Source organism: Proteiniphilum acetatigenes DSM 18083 (assembly GCF_000380985.1).
GTDB classification, from domain to species: Bacteria; Bacteroidota; Bacteroidia; order Bacteroidales; family Dysgonomonadaceae; genus Proteiniphilum; species Proteiniphilum acetatigenes.
This window is the reverse complement of sequence record NZ_KB905695.1, coordinates 162,730-183,972: the sequence shown is the minus strand read 5'-3', so window position 1 is coordinate 183,972 and position 21,243 is coordinate 162,730. Positions and strand designations below refer to the sequence as shown.

Below are 21,243 nucleotides of genomic sequence, written 5' to 3'. Positions count from 1 at the left end.
CCACCTTTCCACCTTCTCTTATTGGCTAATTAGTCATATTGGCACATTATTCACATTGTCAATCAATTCATCGATAAATCAATAAATTCCAAATTTAAATATCAGTTTCTCTCCTCTTTGGCTTTATATGCAATGGCATAAAAACGGATCTGCTTGATTACCGAGAGTAATCCGTTAGAGCGCGTTGGTGAAAGATGTTCGGTAAGTCCGATCTCTTTCATAAAGCGCAAATCGGTATTGATAATCTCATCGGGGGTACGCCCGTTAAATACCCGTAGTACCAGTGCTAGCAATCCTTTCACTATGATGGCGTCACTTTCTGCCTGGAACCAGAGCTTTCCGTCACGATAATCGGTCTGCAGCCAAACACGGCTTTGACATCCCTCAATAATATTCTCAGGAATTTTATATTTTTCATCGATCGGTTGCAGAGCGTTTCCTTGTTCAATAATAATGGCATATTTATCCATCCAGTCATCGTAGATGCTGAACTCATTAATAATTTCCTGTTGTACTTCGTCTATTGTTTGTATCATGTTCCTTTTTCTGTATAAATCACTTCCATTACTGTTTGTCCGGCTACCTTGAGGCTACTCCTGTCAATATTGCGCATATCATCTCTATGCGTATGCCAGTGTGGCGCAAATCCGGTATGGGTATCGGTCTTCAGATTGATTATATTGATACTCGGCGCCCGGTGATGCTGGTTGGCCGGCAAGTGATCGTCAGTAATATATCCTCCGCTTTTCGATAGGAAGTAGTTGCTGTATCCTAATTTTGCTGCGATGTTCCACACTTTTTCCAATGCATTCGATGCATATTTCATGGAATATCCCTCTTTCAGAAAGGTAGCATTTGCAGCGCCCACCATATCAAGTAAAATGCCATAGGCGGCTTTGTAATGTTCCACATGAGGTTGTTCAGACCAGTATTGCGACCCGAGACACCACCAATCCCCCTGTACCCAATCGGTATCAAAAGAAGGTTGTCCCCAATCTTCCAGATCGAAAAAGATTATGTCGATTCCGACTTCCACCGGATGTCGTTGCAGGTGGCGGGCAATTTCCAACAGCACCCCTATCCCACTCGCTCCATCGTCGGCACCTGCAATGGGTTGTCGTTGCCTGTCAGGATCAGATTCCTCATCGGCAAAAGGGCGAGAATCCCAGTGTGCAAAAAGTAAAATTCTTTTCTCTTTTTCAGGATAATAACTCCCTATGATGTTGCGTATCGTCAGATTTTTACCGTCGTAGTGAGTAATATCCGCCTTTTGTTCTATTACCTGTGCTCCGAATTCGGCCAGTTTTCCCACTAAATAATCACCACAGGCTTTATGTGCCGACGAGCCGGGCACCCTGGGACCAAAACTCACCTGTTTCGCCACAAACGCATAAGCACTGTCAGCATTGAATTCAGGAGAAATTTGCCGGTATGACTCCACCTGTACCATATTTTTATTGGATTGACAGGAATTGCATGATATGGAAAACAGCACTCCGGCTATTAACAGGATCAACAAAAAAAGACTACCCACACGACTCATATTGCATCTTTATTTCGGATGTGAGATTTCGGATTTCAAAATTCCAGATTTGGCTTACGCCGATTGTTAATTGACTACGTCAATTGCTAATTCAAATTCCAGATTCAAAATTTTGAATTGAAACAACGTTCGGCGGAGCCAAAATCGGCATAGTAAAATCATCAACCTCTCTACTTCTTAGTTCCAATTCCTAATTCCAATCAACAAATCATTACTGATTCTTCTGATAAGAAAAATTCGAAATCCCTATATTCTGATAAGTCTCTCTCAACGCCTCTTCATTGTCGGAGATAACCAACAATTTATCTCCTGCATGCAGTTCGGTCTGTCCGGTCGGCACAAAAAATTGTTCACCTCTTTTCACCATAACGACCAGCGTCTTATCCGGCAAAGGCATCTCTATCAAATTCTTACCATAATTCAAGGTTTCTTCTGTAATCAGTATTTCCGTCATCGCCGATTTGATCTCTTCAGCAAACTCTACATCAAAATCCTCCAACGCTTTATGTTTTTGCGGTTTTTCGGCCAGATTCAGCCATCTTGCCACCATCGGAAGGGAAGTACCCTGCACAAGTAACGAGACAATGGTAATCACAAAAACAATATTAAAAATCCACCGTGCATCCGGAATTCCCGCAGCCAACGGCAAAATAGCAAAAATAATAGGTACTGCACCTCTCAGCCCCACCCATGAAATATAGAGGTTGTCCCTGAAACCTATTTTACGGAATGGGATCAATGTAAGAAATACAGTCAGCGGACGTCCGATAAAAATCAGGAAAGCGGAGATAATCAAAGCAGGAACAATTACTTCAATCAGTTCGCCGGGATTGACAAGCAATCCAAGTGTAAGGAAGAGCAATATCTGACTCATCCAGGCCACTCCATCAATAAATTTCATAGAGGTCCGTTTATGCGAGAACTTAGCATTTCCTATTACCAGTCCGGCAATATACACGGCAAGGTATCCGTTTCCTCTCAGATAGTAGGTAGCTGCAAAAATAAATATTCCTTGGGTCAATAAAAGAATAGGATAAAAAGAGCTGTTATCCATACGGATACGGTTAATGATAATCACCGCTCCTTTTCCCAGCAGATAACCCATTCCTGCACCGACAACCAGTTGTATCACGATAGTGAGGATCACCATGCCGATATTGGGATCGCTTCCAGACTGGATGATTCCCATAAACACAATGGTAAGCATATACGCCATCGGGTCATTACTTCCACTCTCTAATTCCAACAATGGCCGGAGGTTATTTTTAAGCGAAAGTCCTTTGGAGCGCAATATCCCGAATACCGATGCCGAATCGGTCGATGAGAAAGTAGATGCAAGCAACATGGCTGTCAACAGGCTGATTCCCAAAGCAGGAAACATATGACCGGACAACCAATAGGTGAACAGTCCGGTTAGAACGGCGGTAATAAATACCCCTAAGGTAGCAAGTATCACTCCGGGCCAGATAACCGGCTTGATTTCAGAGAATTTAGTATCCAATCCACCGGAAAACAGAATAACGGTCAAACAGATCGTACCGATCGTTTGTGCAGTCTGTACATTCTCAAAAACCAGACCGAATCCATCGGATCCGAAAACCATTCCCACTACAAGGAAAAGCAACAATACGGGGACACCAAAACGGTGACCTGCTTTTCCAATCAACATACTTATAAAAAATAGGATAGATCCTACTAATAATAATAATTCAGGGCTTATCGTCATCTTATGATAGTTTTATTGTATGAATGAAATAAATTCTTCTTCAATTCTCAATGCGGCTATCTCCCCCATGATCAGCGGGAAGTTCAATTTCACATGTCCCACCGGGAAATTAAAACAGAGAGGGAAATCATATTCACTGACTGCCTCTCTAATAGATTCCAGTAGTGGGGAATACATTTGGTTGTCCTCTTCATAACCGGTGAACTGACCGACAATCAGACCACTGATCCTTTTGAATATCCCGGCAAGTTTCAACTGATGTATCATCCGGTCTACACGATAAGGTACTTCACCAATATCCTCTATGAACAGTATACCTCCATTGGGAATTCTCGCGTATTTAGATCCCAATACGCCGCAGAAAACCGACAGATTTCCCCCAAACAATCTCCCTGTAGCCTCTCCCTCTCTATTTAAAAGAGAACTTTTCTCTCCCACAGGAATCCCGTATTTCACAGGCTGTCCCGCTAAGATACTTTTTGTATAACGCACAGCTATATCTTCGGCCCCTTCATCGGAAAAATGTTGAGCCATCGGCCCGTGAAGGGAAGCTATGCCGTAGGTTTGCAACGCAGCATGAAGTAGAGTTATATCACTATAACCGACAACCCACTTCGGATTTCTTCTGATCCCCGAAAAGTTAAGCTTTCCAAGCAAATGAGCCGTTCCATAACCGCCTCGGGAGCAGAAAATAAGTTTTACATCCGGATCATCGAACGCTTTTTGCAGATCAGAAAGTCGTTGTGCTACCGAACCGCTGAATCGCCCTGCATCGCACAAGGCGTTTTCACTGATTTTCGGACGAAGTCCCCAGCTATCCAAGACAGCGGCTGCGTCCTGCACGACATATCCGTCAATTTTTCCCGCAGGAGAAAGGATGACGGCTCTATCGTTGAACTGCAGTGACGGCGGTCGCTTCATCTTGTTATTTATCTCATCTATGCATCGATATTGGCATAGGTCGCATTCTCTTCAATAAATTCCCGGCGCGGGGCTACCTCTTCTCCCATCAACATGGAGAAGATAATATCCGCATCAGCAGCATTCTCAATCGTTACCTGCTTCAGGGTACGGTTCTCAGGATTCATTGTTGTCTCCCAGAGCTGTTCGGCGTTCATCTCTCCAAGACCTTTGTAACGTTGCGTATGGATAGCATTTTCGTTACCATCGGCATATTTGTTGATGAAAGCCTGCCGTTGCTGATCGTTGTAGCAATACTCTTCAATCTTTCCTTTCTTACAGAGATAGAGGGGTGGAGTGGCAATGTAGACATATCCACTTTCTATCAGCAGACGCATATAACGGAAGAAAAAAGTAAGAATAAGAGTATCGATGTGGCTTCCATCCACATCAGCATCTGTCATCAGAATGATTTTATGATACCTCAGTTTCTCGATATTGAGTTCTTTGGAATCCTCCTCGGTTCCTATAGAAACACCTAAAGCAGTATATATGTTCTTGATTTCATCACTTTCCAGCACTTTATGTGGCATCGCTTTTTCAACATTGAGAATCTTACCGCGCAACGGCAAGATAGCCTGGAATATACGATTACGTCCCTGCTTGGCAGTACCACCGGCAGAATCTCCCTCCACTAAAAATATCTCACTCTGTGACGGATCTTTGCTGGAGCAGTCAGCCAGTTTCCCGGGTAACCCTGCACCCGATAACGGAGACTTACGCTGTACCATCTCACGTGCTTTGCGGGCAGCCTGGCGAGCCGTGGCAGCCAGGATCACTTTTTCCACAATCACCCTGGCATCTTTTGGGTGTTCCTCCAGATAATATTTCAGGGCCTCTCCTATTGCCTGATCCACGGCTCCTATCACTTCACTGTTACCCAGTTTTGTTTTAGTCTGCCCTTCAAACTGCGGCTCTGCCACTTTTACAGAAAGTACGGCTGTAACTCCTTCGCGGAAATCATCACCGCTGATTTCCACTTTCACCTTATCGAGCATTTTAGAATCTTCGGCGTACTTTTTCAATGTACGCGAAAGGCCGCGTCTGAAACCCGTGAGATGCGCTCCACCTTCAATGGTGTTGATATTATTCACATAAGAGTAGATATTCTCGTTATAAGTATCGTTATAGGTGAGCGCTATTTCAATAGGAATACCATTTTTCTCGGTAACAATATGGATAGGTTCCTGAATAAGTGATTCCTTGTTTTTGTCGATATAACGGACAAACTCTTTCAATCCCGTTTCAGAGTAAAAACGTTCTGTTTTAAACACACCTTCCTCATTCACCACCCGTTTATCTGTCAAAGTAAGCGTAACACCGGCATTCAGATATGCCAGTTCGCGAAGACGGGTCGCCAGGATATCGTACCGGTATTCCATTGTGGTAAAAATGGTGTCGTCCGGTTTAAATGTGATAATCGTTCCGCTCTCTTTTGTCTCCCCTACAATTTTCACGTCGGCGTAAGGCTTACCTTTCGAATACTCCTGCACATAAATCTTCCCATCCTTATGGATTTCGGCTTTCAGATAGATAGAGAGGGCATTCACACAGGAAACACCCACACCATGAAGTCCACCCGACACTTTATAGGTACCTTTGTCGAACTTTCCCCCGGCATGTAATACGGTAAGCACCACCTCAAGGGCTGACTTCTTTTCCTTCTCGTGGTAATCGACAGGAATACCACGTCCGTTATCCTTTACAGTGATTGAATTATCTTCATTGATGGTCACGTTGATGTCCGTACAGTAGCCGGCCAATGCTTCGTCGATTGAGTTATCCACTACTTCAGACACCAAATGGTGCAATCCTTTTTCACTTACATCCCCGATATACATTGCAGGGCGTTTACGTACCGCTTCAAGCCCTTCGAGCACCTGAATATTTTGAGCAGAATAATTTCCGCTTGCATTTTTTTTCTCTTCTTCTGACATTTCTTTCAATATATATTAAAACTACCTGTGAATTAAACCCTTACAATAGATTTACCAATTCTTCCAAAACTGAACAAAAATACGAAAAAATAGTCACTTTTCCAACCCTTTTTGTTTTTTTAGAACGATTGCGTTAAGCTAAATGAGCAGAAAGCCGAACTTGTTCGAATGTTTTCAATAAGCGAAAACAGAAGCAAAACAAGTTTTGATTATGTTGAGCGTAGAAAAACTAAGTTCACTTGAATTATGCCATAGCGAGCAAACGACTAACTTTAGTGAACGTTTGCGTTAAGCTAAAAAACGGTTAAGCTTCCGGAAAAGGCCATAAACGACAAAAGCGGACAATAAGTCCGCTTTTGTTATATAATTAGATAGAGTGTACAGTCTAAAACTCGTAATCGATAGCTGCCCTACCGATCCTTACTTTCGCAATAAACTCCCCCACTTTCAGATGTTCGGGGTGTTCAGCATAAATTTTCAGATCTTCCAGTGAATCAAATTCACTGTCGAGCACAATATCATAATTTTCGGAGGAAGCCTGAGGATGATTCGGAAAGACCTCTATCTTTCTGATTACAGGTATCACCTTTTTTAACGCTTCTAACTTTTCCTTAACCAGGAGAATGTTTTCTGTTTTAGCATTCCCTTCGGCCTCTCCGGCCAACTTAAAGAATACCAGATGTTTTATCATCTTAACTCAGACTGTTCACATGAGAAGCCAGTTTTGACTTCAGGTTATTGGCCTTGTTTTGGTGTATCACATTCTTCTTAGCCAACTTGTCAAGCATAGAACAAACTTCAGGATACATCTTCTGAGCCTCTTCTTTAGAAGTGATTGTACGTAATTCCCGCACTTTATTTCTAGCAGTGCGTGATACGTATCTGTTTGCCAGACGACGAACTTTGGTTTGTCTGATTCTCTTTACAGATGATTTATGATTTGCCATTTCTGTTGACGCGTATGTTTAAATTTTTCTAAATAAATTGTAGCCCATAGGGGAATCGAACCCCTCTTTCAAGAATGAAAATCTTGCGTCCTAACCGATAGACGAATGGGCCCTTTCGGGCGTGAACCCTATTGTTAAAGATCTTGCTGTCTCAATTGCGGGTGCAAATATAGAACGTTTTTCTGAAAGCACAAAACTTTTCTTTTAATTTTCTTCATTTTTCTTTTCATTTTCTTTCCCAGATCTGTTCAAAGGGCTGAAAAAGAGAAAAAAACTATTTTTATATTATATCAAATTGGTTCTTTCAAATATTTTATCTAATTTTGCAGCCCGTAAAACAAGGTTTCCAATTATTAAGGTAAGAGAAACGGCAAGAATCGGGAGGCAAAAAAAGACCTGGAACCAACCGGACTTACACCATATATAAAAGACAGGAATAAGAAACAAAAATAAAATATAATCGTATGAAAAGAACATTTCAACCCTCTAACAGAAAGAGAAAGAACAAACACGGATTCCGTTCCAGAATGGCTTCCAAGAACGGAAGGAAAGTGCTTGCTGCCCGTCGTGCAAAAGGCAGGGCTAAATTATCCGTGTCAGACGAATATTAAAGACATTATCTTTAAAAAACAGGAATAGGCAATTCTATTCCTGTTTTTTGTTTTTCCCTGCATACCTCTGCCTGCACCTTCACTTTTCTTTTTCTATATCTCTGCTCTCCCACTCTCATTATTTTTTGTACTTTTGTATCCCGTATATGCTTATACACTTATACGCTCGATTGTTATGAGTAAAAAACAAACTAAAAAATCTATCCTCAGCAACAACATTATAAAAAACCTGCTGATGATTATAGTATGCGGTGTACTGCTTGTCGTGCTGGCATTGCTATTACTGAACGTTTATACAAGACACGGACAAAATGTGGTTGTGCCTTCATTGGAAAGCCTCCAGATAGAAGAAGCAAATACTATCCTCAGAGCCAAAGGTCTACACGCCGAGATCGTGGACTCTATTTATCAGCGCGATGCCGTACCGGGAGCAATCATTGATCAGAGGCCCAAAGCCGGAAATAAAGTGAAGGAGGGACGCGCCATCTATTTGACGATTTACGCCAAGAATCCTCAGATGATTGCCATACCGGAATTAACGGACTACTCTATCCGTCAGGCCTCTGCGCTACTCAATTCAATGGGATTCACCCAGCTCTCGATCCAGGAGGTACCGGCAGAATACTCCGGTCTGGTGGTAGCTGTGGAATACCGGGGTAAAAGACTGGCCCCCGAAGAAAAGATCCCTGCCGGTTCGGCACTTACACTGGTTGTTACCAGCGGAGTACTTGCCGACTCATTAAGGATCGATAATGAATACATCGTACCGCCTGAACGGATAGGCAACGGCAATAGCCTTCAATCGGGAAACGACGGGGCAATAGACGATTCATTTTTCTAACAGATTACTTGTGACGGAACAGAATTTGGACGACATCGATTTTTTATCTGAGGATGACGATGGAATAGTAGAAGGGTCCCGGGACGAAAATCAGAAATTCGAACATTTTCGGTTTGTAGCAGATAAGGGACAAAATATGCTGCGAATCGATAAATTTCTGTCTGTCAGGATAGAAGGGATTTCCAGAAACCGTATTCAACAAGCAGCCGAAGCTGATTGTATCCTGGTGAACGGGCAACCGGTAAAATCGAGTTACAAGGTAAAACCGCTCGATGTGATCTCTATCGTGATGGATCGTCCCAAACGCGAACTGGAGATCATACCTGAAGATATCCCGCTTAACATTGTCTATGAAGATGATGTTCTGATGGTGATCAATAAACCCGCCGGCATGGTAGTACACCCCGGTCACGGAAATTATACCGGGACCCTGGTCAACGCAGTAGCATATCATCTGAACCGGGATAATATCCGTAACATGGATGATCCGAGACTGGGTCTGGTACACAGGATCGATAAAGATACGTCAGGCCTGCTGCTGGTAGCCAAAACCCCTGAGGCCAAAACAAACCTCTCCGGACAGTTTTTCCGTAAAGAGACAAAGCGTATGTATGCCGCTTTGGTATGGGGGAATCCGGCGGACGACCACGGAACAATAGAGGGTAATATCGGGCGCGACCCGAACGACCGTATGCGTATGCGTGTCTTCCCCGACGGTGATCACGGCAAACCGGCTGTCACCCACTACAGCGTACTGGAACGATTCGGTTATGTAACATTAGTACAATGCCGGTTAGAGACAGGGCGTACACACCAGATTCGTGTTCACATGAAACAGATAGGACATCCATTGTTTAATGATGAACGCTATGGAGGTAATGAAATCCTTCGCGGCACCCATTTCGCGAAATATAAGCAGTTTGTTTTCAATTGCTTCGCTCTCTGTCCCCGGCAATGTCTACATGCACAAACATTAGGTTTTGTACATCCTACCACAGGAGAAGAGCTCTATTTTGAAAGCGATATCCCGGAAGATATGCAGTCGGTCATCGATAAGTGGAGAGCCTATAGTAGTGTGGCCAGATGATTCGGTGAAAAAGTGGAAAGGTGGAAAGGTTTGTTGATTTAACAATTTTATAATCTGACGGTTTAGAATTTGGGATCTGAATTAGCAATCGACGTGTCAATTAACAATCGGTGTAAGCCAAATCTTGAATTTTAAATCTTAAATTTTGAATTCTTGAAATAATGAAAAAAAATGTCGCCATTGTGTGGGGAGGCTACTCTTCGGAAATAGTGATATCCGAAAAGAGTGCTGCCGGCATTTACTCCTTTATGGACAAGGAGAAATACAACGTCTATAAGGTCAGGATAGACCGTACCTCATGGGAAGTGGAAGTGGAAGATCAGGGTTGTTTTTATCCGGTCGACAAAAATAATTTCAGTTTTACGGATGGCAACGGCAGAAGTATCCTGTTCAATTTCGCCTATATCACTATCCACGGTACTCCCGGCGAAGATGGAACACTCCAGGGCTATTTCGATATGCTGGGTATCCCCTACTCTAACTGTGGAGTACTGGCGTCAGCGCTGACGTTCAACAAATTTACCTGTAACAGTTTCCTGAAAAACTTCGGAATCAGGGTGGCCGATTCAATACTCCTGCGGAAAAATGATCCCTGTCAACCCAATGAGATCATCTCCAGGCTGGGATTACCCGTCTTCGTAAAACCCAATCTGGGCGGTTCCAGTTTTGCCACCACCAAAGTAAAAGAGAGTGTTCAACTCGTAAAGGCTGTCGAAGAGGCTTTCCGGGAAGCACCCGAAGTGATCATCGAGAGCTTCCTGCAGGGGACAGAAGTGACCTGCGGCTGCTTCAAGACCGATAAAGGAATGACGGTGTTACCTCTTACGGAAGTAGTTACCACCAATGAGTTTTTCGATTTTGACGCCAAGTACAATGGTCAGGTAGAAGAGATTACCCCCGCGCGGCTTTCCAAAGAAATCACCCAGACTATTCAGGAGGAGACCGAAAGAATATATCGCCTGATCGGTGCGAAAGGGATCATCCGGGTCGATTATATCTTGATAGGCAATGAGCCTGTTCTCCTGGAAGTGAATACTACACCGGGAATGACTGCCACCAGTTTTATTCCTCAACAGGTAAACACTGCCGGCCTCTCCATGACAAATATTATCTCTGAGATAATAGAAACAGAAATGAATCAGGTATACTTTTAACCCGTAACAATATTATGACAGAAACAATGAATCGATTCAACGATATCAGTCCCATTCCCGACAGCAAAGTTCCGGAGACGATTGAGAGACTCATTGCCAACAGTTATTTCAGGCGCGCAGCCGAAACCTTTATAAAACCCCTTCCGTGGGAACAGTTTACGGCAATCATGAGTCAATGCAGGACCAAGGACGATTTTCAGCGTTACATCATCTATCCGGCCATGAAGCAACTGATCGCCAAAACCACTACCGAGATGAGTGGTGCCGGATGGGAAAATATTCCCGAAGGCACAGGAACCCTTTTTATCTCCAACCATCGTGATATTGTACTGGATGCCGCTTTTCTGAATATGCTTATGGTCGATCAGGATAAACCTACCACAGAGATAGCTATTGGCGACAACCTGCTTATCTACCCGTGGATAGAAGAATTGGTACGCCTTAACAAAAGCTTTATCGTAAAACGGGGTGTATCTGTACGCCAGATGCTGGAGGTGTCAAAACATCTTTCGGAATATATCCATGATACGGTGAAGCGAAGGGCACAACCGGCATGGATTGCACAACGCGAAGGGCGGGCAAAGGATTCGAACGATAAAACACAGGTGAGCCTTTTAAAGATGCTCACTCTGCACAATAGCTCCGATCCGGGAAAGGCATTACAAGACCTGCACATTATTCCCCTTTCTATTTCCTATGAACTGGACCCATGCGATTATCTCAAAGCCAAAGAGTTTCAGCTTAAGCGAGATAATCCGGGACACAAAAAAACAGAAGCTGATGACATAGAAAATATGTTCACCGGTATCATGGGATTCAAGGGACGTGTCACATTCCGTTTCGGTACCTGCATCGACCAGGCTGTCAAAGTCATTCCCGAAACAACAGGCAGAAATGAGTTACTTGAACAGGCGGCCTCACTTATCGACCGGGAGATTTACCGTAATTACACTTTTTTCCCGTTCAATTACGTGGCATACGATTTAATGACCGGTACCAAACGGTTTTCATCGCAGTATACCGGTGGAGATCTGTCGAAATTCAATACCTATCTGCAAGACCAGATCGGGAAAATTGACATCCCCAACAGAGACGATGTTTTTCTACGTGAGAAAATGATCGAGATGTATGGTAATACAGTTAAAAACCATCTGGAAGCGCAATAATTATACAATGAGAGGTCATACGGCTACTCTTTTGGCATTTCTGCTGATTCTCCTTCTTTCCGCATGTGAAAAGGATCGGGGAAGGATAGACGACTACCTGGTGGAATTTGCTACGGTAGTAAAAGAAAACTCAAACTACCGTTTCAGACTCGACAATGGAAGATTGCTTATTCCCGAAGAAGTAAAAAACTACTCCGGCGAAGAAGGACAACGCGTCATTCTCAATTACATTCCATTGGAGGGAGATGCCATCAAAATTAATTTTGTATCTAATATATTTACAGGTACTATTCAATCGGACGGATTCCCGCAAAATTACTCAGATGATCCGGTAAAAATCCAAAGTATATGGGTCGGCGGAGATTACCTGAATCTGGTCATGGAAATAGAATACCTTAGAGAACCACACAGCGTGGCACTGCTCCGTGATCATTCTTCCACATCGGTAGATCTCTATTTCAGCCATTCTTCAAACGATGATCCTCCGGGATATCCCAAGATAATGTATGCTTCTTTCCTTCTCACGGACTTGCGGGAGCAGGTAGACAGTTCTCTTGTCCCCTTCCGGTTTTTTATCAACACCTATACCGGAATACGTATATTTGAACTGGAATTAAAATAAAAGCTGCGAATTTTATTCCGCAGCTTTCATTATTTCTATACATATTCAATAATAAACCGGTTCTATTTTACTCCTGTACGCTTGTCCCACCAAAGTTGTTTACCCCAACCATAGTCAACAATACCCTGTAAAGCGACATCCAGTTGTTCTTTGTTATAGAGGTATTCATTTTGGCGATAAGGTGCGCGGAACGGTTGTGAATTATGGGCTGTTCCATAAATTGAACGGATAGTTACATAATTATCGCGGGGAACTCCGGTTCTGCGGTATAAACTCCACGCTTCATGGTTTTCCTTGAACAAAGCGACCCACATCTCTTCCCAGATACGGTCATTGGTATTATCCCACTTTCCCTTTCCTGCTAAATAAGCATTCGCATTGGCAGTTGTCACATCATTCTCTTCCATTGAAAGCAGTACTGCTTTTTCATAGGCCTGAACTGCAGTCATTCCCACATTCCAGCCCAACATTGCAGCCTCCGCAATAATGAAATAGGATTCGCACGCTTTATAGAAAGGTGTAAAGCCTTTAGGATCCAGTGCATATTTTCTGCCAATATGCGAGATTGTCGAAAAATTCTCTACTGTTGGAGCACCATTCTGATAACCACGGAATTCTCCGTCATTGGCAGGTTGAGCGATAACCCCAATTCGCGGATCTTCCATATCTTTCAAATGATTAATCAAAATATCAAATATACCGAAGTTATCAGGACGGGATGATTCATCTTCATACCACATCTCCTCATAGGGAGCAGCACCCGGCCACCAGAAAATACATCCGGAATCATTGGCGTCAATATAGGGATACTTTACAGAATTTCCACATATTTCTTCTATGGTACTTTTGGCCAAATCGGGAGCAACACCGGAGATTCGCATCGCAATTCTTAAACGCAGAGAATTACAGAACTTCTGCCACTTTTTTATATCGCCATCATAAATAAAATCCCCGTCACCAATTTCTCCACTTCCCGGATTAGCAGCTATAGCATCGGCAATGGTTTTAAGCCGTGCCAACAAATCAGGATAGATTTCCTCCTGCTTGTCATATTTAGGAGTGAGAATACCTTCAGCACCTTTAAATGCATCAAAATAAGGGACATCTCCCCAGGCGTCTACCAGATATTGCCATAAATAGATTTGCCATATTTTAGCAACATATGCAATCTGTGCATCTTCCTGTACACTCTCCAACATTTTATTCAACTGTGTATTATTATAATAACATCTATACCATTTATTACCATACGAATTGTTATTAGGAGTAAAACCACTCATATCATCAGGATATTGGATTTTCACGAGATAACCGGCAAATGTACCGAACACATCTTTTTCACCTCCAAACTCTTCTGCAGTCGAACGCAACACATTGGCGAGCATATTGGTTGGCGGCACTTCATTTAATGCAAGCGGATTGGTATCAATCTCTTCAAACAACCCCGTACATCCCGCAAGCAACATAGCAGCAAAAACAATCAATACAGCTGTTTTTTTAATTATATTTTTCATAAGATCTCTCCTTAATTAAAATGTAACACCTAATTTTATCCCAAAACTACGTGAGGTAGGCACTGAAGCCTGTTCAAATCCGAGTCCTCTACTATCGGAAGATACACCTCCTGTTTCCGGATCCAACCGTAAGGTATTTGATTTATGTACCCACAGTAGAGCCAGATTAGAGCCAATCAGTGATATTTGTGCACGACGAATAGCACTTGTCTTCAAAAGACTACTTGGAAATACATACGTCAGACTAAATTCACGCAATTTCAAATAGGAACCGTCAAACACATTGAATTCACTGATCCCTGTTCCTTCAAAGAAACGTTGTGCATCCACTGTCTTGTTATTTTCAACCCAATTGCCGCTCTCATCCTGCATAACGAAAGTTTCATTCTCCATAAAGTTTTTTCCGAGAGTAATCCCATTCTCACGAACATTATTATCCACCGTTGCTTTGGCTGTTCCGGCAACATAACTATGGGACATGGATTGTGACCAGATATCACCGCCCATACGCAAATCAAGCATAAAAGCCAATGACCAGTTCTTATACGAAAATTCATTCCGCCATCCGCTTATAAAATCGGGGGTAATATATCCGATATTCTGTGTATTCTGCTGCTCCATCAATCCTTCCTGGTTTACCCTGATCGCCCCTTTCAATGGGCCCTCATAACCATCATCAGGTTTTCCGTCGTTATCATAATCATAACCTAAACGTTTGTAGGCAGATCCGACCAGAACACCCCAGGGCTCTCCAACTTTCGCTTGTGTAGGGATTCCCCACGTCCAGCCGATGCCATAAGTATTCACACCCGGGTATAATTCCAGCACCGTTGTATTTTCTTTTGAGAAAGTGAATGAGGTTGTCCAGTTCAGTCCTCTCGGATTCCGGAGAATATCACCTGCCAACATTACTTCAACACCACGGCTCCTTATCTTACCTGCATTGATCAACATCGAACTGAATCCAATTGCGTCTGATGTGGATACAGAAAGAATCTGGTTTGTTGCCACTTTATGATAATAAGACAAATCCAAACGAATACGGTCATTCAGGAAGTTAATTTCCATACCTGCTTCTTTTGTCAGGATACTCTCCGGTTTCAGATTTTCGTTGGGAAATTGATAACTGTAATACATCTGGGCAACACCATTGAATGAATTGGAATCAGCGCTGTATGTTGCACGTCTCCGATAAGCCGAAGTGGCGTTACCTATTTCTGCAATAACTCCACGGAATTTCAAAAAGGATAACACATTATTTTTTAATCCTTCAAATGATGTCGTTGGAATCCAACTCATACTAATAGAAGGATAAAAAATAGGGTCGAGGATGGTAGAACTCCAGTCATTCCGGACACTCCCGTCTACATACAATTGACTTCTCCAACCGACAGAGGCATTGGCATACACAGAATTTGAACGGATATGGCTGTATCCCATACCGGTAGCGGCATCACCTTTACGGTTTCCTATCGTATATACTCCCAATACCGTCAATTTGCTTGCACCCAGTGTACGGCTTTCCCAATTCAGATCACGATAGTTAGCTCCTGCCAACGCATTAATATCAAAATCTCCGAATCTTTTATTGAAATAAGCGATGAAATCAAGATTTAATTCCGAATTCTTTTCCGTATAAGTACTGAATCCTCCTTCCGGATAGTCTCCATAATCAAAATAATGCTTTTCGAAACGTCCTAAGTTATAATAATCCATTCCCAGACGGCCTTCAAATCTTAGAAAATCAAAAGGTTCGTAAAAAAGAGACGTTTTTCCAAAGAAACGATCACGCTGGTAACTGTTCGTGTTTTCATTAATATTAAAATACGGATTCACATGATAGTTATAATTCCAGTTATAGAACGTATAAGCGCCTGTGGCATCTTTTTCAGCCCAATTATCTTTCAATGATTGCATGTTGATCTGACGGGCAGACCATAAAAACAAACCATTGATAGGGTTAGCGCCTCCATAACCCTGCCATAACAAATTATCACTTTCCGTACGGGTATAATTGGCGGATAAGTCGAACTTCACATATTTATTGAGTGTCATGGTTGAATTCACTTGTCCGCTATAACGTTGCTGATCGGTATTGGGCACTGTACCGATCTGGCTTCTGTAAGACAAAGAAGCACGGATATTTGCTTTTTCCGATTGAGATAAAACTGATATTGTATGATTTTGTGATGTCCCTGTCTGGAAAAAACTCTTCACATTATCCGGACGGGAAATCCACGGTGTTGGCTGCCGAACCCCATCAATCACCGGGCTGTCAAATTGTGGTAAACTTAATCCTATATCCAATCTCGGGCCCCAGGATTCGTCGTAACCATCATTTACTCCTCCTCCTTTTCCATCTACATAGCGAAATCCGTAAGTGGAAGCATAATCGGCATAACTCATTTCCGGATGATTCTGTTGCCATGCATATTCGCTACCGTCCGATCCCTGTCCATATAAATTCTGCAAACGGGGCATATTGGCAATCTGATCGACCGTAAAATTGCCATCATACGAAATTTCCACTCCTCTGGCTTTTGAACCCGATTTGGTAGTGATTAAAATAACACCGTTACCTGCCCGCATTCCATATAAGGCTGCTGATCCGCCTTTTAGTACTGTCATACTTTCGATATCCTCAGGGTTAATATCATTCAATCCTGACCCATAGTCCACTCCATTGTAATAATTGTCGCCGGAACGTTGCGTATCATTAGAGATAGGTACTCCGTCAACAACGATCAGTGGTTGCTGATTCGCACTCAGCGAAGAGTTTCCCCGGATAGATATGCGGGAAGAAGCGCCTACCGTTCCCCCGAATGTATTCACATGAACACCTGCGATCTTACCCGTCAACGATTGGGTTATATTCATTTGCCCGGCCTTGGTCAGTTCATCCGATCTGATCTCCTGTACGGCATAGCCCAGGGACTTCTTCTCACGGGTAAGCCCCATAGCCGTTACCACCACTTCTTCCAAAGTCCGGGTATCGGTTTGCATAATTACATTTACGACTGATCTTACCGGAACCTCTTGTGTAACCATTCCGACATAAGTAATAACCAGCGTTTGAGCACCTGCCGGCAGATCTAAAGAGAATTTCCCGTCATAGTCTGTCACTGTCCCAACAGCAGTGCCTTTTACCATGATAGAAGCACCTATAACAGGCTCACTGTCGTCCGCAGAAATTACAGTACCTGTCGTCCGCATTAATTGAGCGTTTACCAACCCAATGCTGATAAAGAAGCATAATAAAAAGTAAATTAATCTTTTCATAAACATGCATGAATTGAATGTTAATATTTAATTATGGGTGTTGTTGTTTTCCTTTATTAATATATCCATAAAGCATCTATATGAATATATTAAAGCAATGTATTAGTGATTTACCCCTTCCCTTTGGAGAATTCAAAAATCTACCAATCAGGAAACGTCAATAAAATCCAATACAGGACTATATATCAGTAAGGGGAAAGTCTAACCTTTGTTCTATATTCTCTACTAATCTCAATATTGAGGAATATCAATCTATTTTCGACGGGTATTCGGCTGCAAATATAGAAAAAAATATTTAATCAACACTTTTTTTGAAATTTCTCTTTGTTTTTATCACATTTAGTATAAATTCCTCTATAATTTATAAGTAATTTACAAGATTAGGTTAAATATCAAGTATCATTCCAAGAATAGAAAATACAAAGTAAAGGGAAGGTTGTGATTTTAGTCAAATTAACTCAATGCAAATCAAGTTACATTTATTTACATCATCTTAAAAAACAATTGCATCTTCTAAGCACAAAATATTCTTAGAAGATGCAACAATAAGCTCAGATATAATGCTTTGTTTATTTGTTACTGGTCAAGGGCGGGATAGGATCCTCATCTATTACAAAGTCTATGGGCAGGAGACATTTCACATGTACCTTTTCACCGTTATTCTCACCCGGTATCCATTTCGGCATAAGGCCCAACACACGGATAGCTTCTTCATTGAGCGACTTATTCGATCCTTCCACTACTTCTATATTTGAGATGGAGCCGTCACTAGCTACTATAAACGAACACAGGATTCGTCCTTCGATACCTTCCTGTCTGGCTTCACGCGGATAACGGATATTATGCGCAATAAAAGCAGATAATCCCGACTCCCCGTAGGTATATTGCGGCATCTTATCTACTATAGTGTAGATAGTATTGTTCTCAATTACTTCAGGATTCGTTTTAGAATAATTACGTGTAGCCTGGACTGGGTTACCGGACGCTACCGCATTCTGATTGAGCCTGAAATACATGGGCACATAGGTTTCGGAACGTACGATCTCTCCCTTATGCCTGGCTGGACGCCAAGGCGGCATAGCCTGCAAAATACGCAGCGCTTCCTGATTAAGCAACGAGTCAGCACGATGGATAATATTAAAGTTGGAAAGTGTACCGTCTTTCTCCACCACAAAGGTATATACTACCAATCCCTGGGCATTACGCGCTCTCGCATCTTCCGGATACTTCAACGTATTTGCAATAAAACGGTGCATTTCCGGAGTTCCTCCCGGATATATCGGCATTATATCGGGTTCTTCAAAAACCTTGTCGCTACTCGACATCGGCGCATCTTGCGCCATGATAACTGATTGTTTCGCAACAAAGCCTCCAATAAAAATGCATGTGACGAAAACAAAGAGAAATTTACGTATACTCATCTGACTAAAATACTCTGAAATATGTTACATTTGATCCAGAGACAAAGGTATAAAAAACCACTGGTTTACACAAAGGAAAAAACTGCATAGATCTTAAATTTTCATTCTCTATAGGAATGTTTTACTCTATTTCGCTTTATTGTTCATTTATAATCTCGATTGCTTTTTCCAGCACTTCATCTCTCCCTGCTTTTATTCCGTTTATTGTAGGTTCAATTTTCACATCGGGAACAATACCTATGCGTTGGGTTTCTTTTCCATCAGGATAATATACACCGATACCCGAAATCATAGTTCTTAATCCGCCGGGTAATACTATGGTCGACACATTTCCATCTGCACCAGCCGTTGTACTTCCTACAATCGTAGTATTCTCTCCTGCCCTGAAAGACATGGCTGTATATTCCGCACTACTTTGAGTAAGTTCATTGACTAATACTACTAATTTCCCTTGATATATTTCTTCCGTACCTGGAATATTCAGGTCTGAGCTAAAGGTAAATTCCCCCGGATTATTTATATTTCCATTGGTAAATTTCACAAACGGGGTTGGTGAAGAAACAAAGTATGGTGCTAATGAAAAGGGCATAAAAGCCGATGGATAATTACGAATGTCAATAATAATCCCTTTGGTATCTTTGAAAGTTTCTTTGATGACAGGCACATCTTCATTATTAATGGATGCCAATGTAACATAGCCTATATTTCCGTCCAGAAGTTTATAGCATTTCTCGTCTTTATTTACCCTGTACCAATGATACATATTCAAATTGGCCCTGGGGTATAGTATTAATTCTTTTTGCTTGATTTGACCGGAAGAAACATACTTTACATTGACTACCTGATTTTGGGATCGTAATAAGTCAGCGGAAATATCCCGTAATCGGGCTGCTTCATTGGACGCAGGATAATACTTCTTCAAACTATCTACGATAAGCTCTGTGGTTTTACCATCGATATGAGTGATCACATCACCTATTTCCAAACCTGCCGATTCTTTCAATTCAGGATTGTAATAATCTGTTACAACCAACTTTTCCTCTATAAACCGAACCTTGAACGGAGCATACATATTTCCCCTCAACTCCTCTACTTTATCCTTGCCCCCCCATAGATTAGCGTGAGTGTCATTTACCTCGCCAATGACTTGAATAGAAACCAACTCATATTCCAACTCGTTTTTTGCGGAAAGAAATAGGGGGATATATTCTTTGAGGACATCATTCCAATTTTTATCCGTCAAATGTTTATTCGGGAAGAAATATTGGATCATATTCCAATACTTATACAATGATAACAGTCTGAAACCTGCATCTGGATAGGGCGTATTGGAGTATGGCTTTTCATTTTTGAATTCAGGATTTCCTACACCCGGAAACATAGCAATATAATAATGCTTGCCCTGATGCCTGTTCATGTAAATATCTTTGATTCTCTTTTTCAAAGTGATATCCATATTACTGTTATCTACCCATGATAAGTCGGGTTTCAGATAAGCATCGGATAGGGTTTCCTTACAGGTTTCGCAAGCAGGGATCTCTCCATATTTCTCAATCCAGGTCAGCAGTATCTTGTCTCGTCGGTTATTATTGCCTGCGTTTAAATATTCGGGCAATATTCGGAAGAGTTCATAATCCCAATTGTAATCTCCTTTTCCTGCCGCAGGATGGTGATACTTCAAAAACCCCCACAGTTTTCCCAACAATTCCAGATTGGTCATCAATTGCTCATCCAATACCGGGAAAATAATATTTGAACCGTTGTCAAATTCCCTGTCTTTATCAGCAGGAACTTCTTCCTTTTTGTATGTTTGTGCATCTTTAATGTCTTTTCCATCAATCGTAATGCTGAAATCATCCAGCCACATTTTTCCTTTCCCGACCAATAACCCTCCAATTACAATTTGTTCGGTTTCTGAGGGATTCATTTGCAAGGTTACTTCATACTTTTTCCAATCAGTTGTTCCCGTAATGCCGCGTTGATGCATGTTATCAAATGCAATCCCCGGATCAATTCTCATCCATAAGCCTGCATAACCATCCGCTACATTTTCCGTTTTAATGTAACCAGATAAGGTGATTTGCTTTCCTTCATAATTATGGGGAAGGGTAAAAGCCAAGGCTTTGTAATTGGAGGTCTCTCCGCCATATTCAATAACAGCCGAATATTTTCCACTTTTCACTGATACTGAATCCAGGTATATCTGATAATCGGCACTACCAAAATTATACCATCCGGTGGGCTTTCCATTTTCTATTTTTTCAAATCCGAAATTAAATTTCGATTCGATTTCCTTTGTTTGACATGAACTTGATAGTGTCAATCCCAAAACAATAACTGTAAAAATCACCCTTTTCATTATACTATTTTTTAGGTTTACTAATTTTTATATTTCAACTACTTTGAATCTAACGAACGGGAACTTGCGCAGTGAC

17 protein-coding genes and 1 tRNA gene are annotated in these 21,243 nt (G+C 41.9%); 6 read left to right on the top strand and 12 right to left on the bottom strand.

The features are described from left to right. Window positions 1-101: 101 nt before the first annotated feature. The 8 genes from F597_RS0107220 to F597_RS0107185 form a co-directional block, all read right to left on the bottom strand. On the bottom strand, window positions 102-536 hold the full coding sequence (locus F597_RS0107220) for a SufE family protein (RefSeq protein ID WP_019539059.1): 435 nt from the start codon (window positions 534-536) through the stop codon (window positions 102-104). Beyond that, complete coding sequence (locus F597_RS0107215) at window positions 533-1,543, bottom strand: M28 family peptidase (RefSeq protein WP_019539058.1); 1,011 nt, start codon at window positions 1,541-1,543, stop codon at window positions 533-535. The genes F597_RS0107220 and F597_RS0107215 overlap by 4 nt, the downstream gene beginning before the upstream one ends. A gap of 211 nt (window positions 1,544-1,754) precedes the next feature. Then, entirely contained in the window at window positions 1,755-3,269 is a 1,515-nt protein-coding gene (locus tag F597_RS0107210) for a potassium/proton antiporter (RefSeq protein ID WP_019539057.1), read from the bottom strand. 12 nt (window positions 3,270-3,281) lie between these two features. Further along, window positions 3,282-4,190, bottom strand: a complete 909-nt coding sequence (locus F597_RS0107205) for a S66 peptidase family protein (RefSeq protein WP_019539056.1) — start codon at window positions 4,188-4,190, stop codon at window positions 3,282-3,284. Between the two features lie 17 nt (window positions 4,191-4,207). Continuing rightward, the gene (gyrB, locus tag F597_RS0107200) at window positions 4,208-6,166 is read right to left on the bottom strand and encodes a DNA topoisomerase (ATP-hydrolyzing) subunit B (RefSeq protein ID WP_019539055.1); all 1,959 of its coding nucleotides are present in this window, start codon (window positions 6,164-6,166) and stop codon (window positions 4,208-4,210) included. A gap of 385 nt (window positions 6,167-6,551) precedes the next feature. Beyond that, entirely contained in the window at window positions 6,552-6,857 is a 306-nt protein-coding gene (locus F597_RS0107195) for a Dabb family protein (RefSeq protein ID WP_019539054.1), read from the bottom strand. Window position 6,858: 1 nt separating this feature from the next. Beyond that, window positions 6,859-7,113 carry a 30S ribosomal protein S20 gene (gene rpsT, locus F597_RS0107190; RefSeq protein ID WP_019539053.1) on the bottom strand — a complete coding sequence of 85 codons (255 nt, stop codon included), beginning with the start codon at window positions 7,111-7,113 and terminating at the stop codon, window positions 6,859-6,861. 40 nt (window positions 7,114-7,153) lie between these two features. Then, window positions 7,154-7,225: transfer RNA gene (locus F597_RS0107185), tRNA-Glu, on the bottom strand. 352 nt (window positions 7,226-7,577) lie between these two features. Here F597_RS0107185 and rpmH point away from each other — a divergent pair. The 6 genes from rpmH to F597_RS0107150 all read left to right on the top strand — a co-directional run bounded on the left by rpmH (window position 7,578) and on the right by F597_RS0107150 (window position 12,594). Further along, window positions 7,578-7,724, top strand: a complete 147-nt coding sequence (gene rpmH / locus F597_RS0107180) for a 50S ribosomal protein L34 (protein ID WP_019539052.1) — start codon at window positions 7,578-7,580, stop codon at window positions 7,722-7,724. A 175-nt stretch (window positions 7,725-7,899) separates the two neighbouring features. Beyond that, window positions 7,900-8,565: a PASTA domain-containing protein gene (locus F597_RS0107170; protein ID WP_044060116.1), complete on the top strand. Its 666-nt coding sequence runs from the start codon at window positions 7,900-7,902 to the stop codon at window positions 8,563-8,565. 10 nt (window positions 8,566-8,575) lie between these two features. Then, window positions 8,576-9,652 (top strand): RluA family pseudouridine synthase, encoded by a 1,077-nt coding sequence (locus F597_RS0107165; protein WP_019539049.1) that lies wholly within the window; start codon window positions 8,576-8,578, stop codon window positions 9,650-9,652. A 161-nt stretch (window positions 9,653-9,813) separates the two neighbouring features. After that, window positions 9,814-10,806 (top strand): D-alanine--D-alanine ligase, encoded by a 993-nt coding sequence (locus F597_RS0107160; protein WP_019539048.1) that lies wholly within the window; start codon window positions 9,814-9,816, stop codon window positions 10,804-10,806. Window positions 10,807-10,820: 14 nt separating this feature from the next. Beyond that, window positions 10,821-11,972 (top strand): 1-acyl-sn-glycerol-3-phosphate acyltransferase, encoded by a 1,152-nt coding sequence (locus F597_RS0107155; RefSeq protein ID WP_044060115.1) that lies wholly within the window; start codon window positions 10,821-10,823, stop codon window positions 11,970-11,972. After that, window positions 11,935-12,594, top strand: coding sequence for a NigD1/NigD2 family lipoprotein (locus F597_RS0107150; protein ID WP_026327224.1), 660 nt, complete (start codon window positions 11,935-11,937; stop codon window positions 12,592-12,594). The genes F597_RS0107155 and F597_RS0107150 overlap by 38 nt, the downstream gene beginning before the upstream one ends. Before the next feature lie 62 nt (window positions 12,595-12,656). On the opposite strand, the gene F597_RS0107145 is transcribed toward F597_RS0107150, so the two are convergent. The 4 genes from F597_RS0107145 to F597_RS0107130 all read right to left on the bottom strand — a co-directional run bounded on the left by F597_RS0107145 (window position 12,657) and on the right by F597_RS0107130 (window position 21,167). After that, window positions 12,657-14,108 (bottom strand): SusD/RagB family nutrient-binding outer membrane lipoprotein, encoded by a 1,452-nt coding sequence (locus F597_RS0107145; RefSeq protein ID WP_019539045.1) that lies wholly within the window; start codon window positions 14,106-14,108, stop codon window positions 12,657-12,659. A 15-nt stretch (window positions 14,109-14,123) separates the two neighbouring features. After that, window positions 14,124-17,387: a SusC/RagA family TonB-linked outer membrane protein gene (locus F597_RS0107140; RefSeq protein WP_026327223.1), complete on the bottom strand. Its 3,264-nt coding sequence runs from the start codon at window positions 17,385-17,387 to the stop codon at window positions 14,124-14,126. A 569-nt stretch (window positions 17,388-17,956) separates the two neighbouring features. Next, complete coding sequence (locus F597_RS0107135; RefSeq protein ID WP_019539043.1) at window positions 17,957-18,730, bottom strand: energy transducer TonB; 774 nt, start codon at window positions 18,728-18,730, stop codon at window positions 17,957-17,959. Between the two features lie 214 nt (window positions 18,731-18,944). Next, window positions 18,945-21,167, bottom strand: coding sequence for a S41 family peptidase (locus F597_RS0107130; RefSeq protein ID WP_019539042.1), 2,223 nt, complete (start codon window positions 21,165-21,167; stop codon window positions 18,945-18,947). Window positions 21,168-21,243: the final 76 nt, after the last annotated feature.

What these genes read in the sequence shown, in the direction of transcription:
- F597_RS0107140 (WP_026327223.1), bottom strand. Translation starts at nt 17,387, where the DNA reads ATGAAAAGATTAATTTACTTTTTATTATGCTTCTTTATCAGCATTGGG.
- F597_RS0107205 (WP_019539056.1), bottom strand. Translation starts at nt 4,190, where the DNA reads ATGAAGCGACCGCCGTCACTGCAGTTCAACGATAGAGCCGTCATCCTT.
- F597_RS0107160 (WP_019539048.1), top strand. Translation starts at nt 9,814, where the DNA reads ATGAAAAAAAATGTCGCCATTGTGTGGGGAGGCTACTCTTCGGAAATA.
- F597_RS0107210 (WP_019539057.1), bottom strand. Translation starts at nt 3,269, where the DNA reads ATGACGATAAGCCCTGAATTATTATTATTAGTAGGATCTATCCTATTT.
- F597_RS0107220 (WP_019539059.1), bottom strand. Translation starts at nt 536, where the DNA reads ATGATACAAACAATAGACGAAGTACAACAGGAAATTATTAATGAGTTC.
- rpsT (WP_019539053.1), bottom strand. Translation starts at nt 7,113, where the DNA reads ATGGCAAATCATAAATCATCTGTAAAGAGAATCAGACAAACCAAAGTT.
- F597_RS0107195 (WP_019539054.1), bottom strand. Translation starts at nt 6,857, where the DNA reads ATGATAAAACATCTGGTATTCTTTAAGTTGGCCGGAGAGGCCGAAGGG.
- F597_RS0107150 (WP_026327224.1), top strand. Translation starts at nt 11,935, where the DNA reads ATGGTAATACAGTTAAAAACCATCTGGAAGCGCAATAATTATACAATG.
- gyrB (WP_019539055.1), bottom strand. Translation starts at nt 6,166, where the DNA reads ATGTCAGAAGAAGAGAAAAAAAATGCAAGCGGAAATTATTCTGCTCAA.
- F597_RS0107135 (WP_019539043.1), bottom strand. Translation starts at nt 18,730, where the DNA reads ATGGCGCAAGATGCGCCGATGTCGAGTAGCGACAAGGTTTTTGAAGAA.
- F597_RS0107130 (WP_019539042.1), bottom strand. Translation starts at nt 21,167, where the DNA reads ATGAAAAGGGTGATTTTTACAGTTATTGTTTTGGGATTGACACTATCA.
- rpmH (WP_019539052.1), top strand. Translation starts at nt 7,578, where the DNA reads ATGAAAAGAACATTTCAACCCTCTAACAGAAAGAGAAAGAACAAACAC.
- F597_RS0107215 (WP_019539058.1), bottom strand. Translation starts at nt 1,543, where the DNA reads ATGAGTCGTGTGGGTAGTCTTTTTTTGTTGATCCTGTTAATAGCCGGA.
- F597_RS0107170 (WP_044060116.1), top strand. Translation starts at nt 7,900, where the DNA reads ATGAGTAAAAAACAAACTAAAAAATCTATCCTCAGCAACAACATTATA.
- F597_RS0107145 (WP_019539045.1), bottom strand. Translation starts at nt 14,108, where the DNA reads ATGAAAAATATAATTAAAAAAACAGCTGTATTGATTGTTTTTGCTGCT.
- F597_RS0107155 (WP_044060115.1), top strand. Translation starts at nt 10,821, where the DNA reads ATGACAGAAACAATGAATCGATTCAACGATATCAGTCCCATTCCCGAC.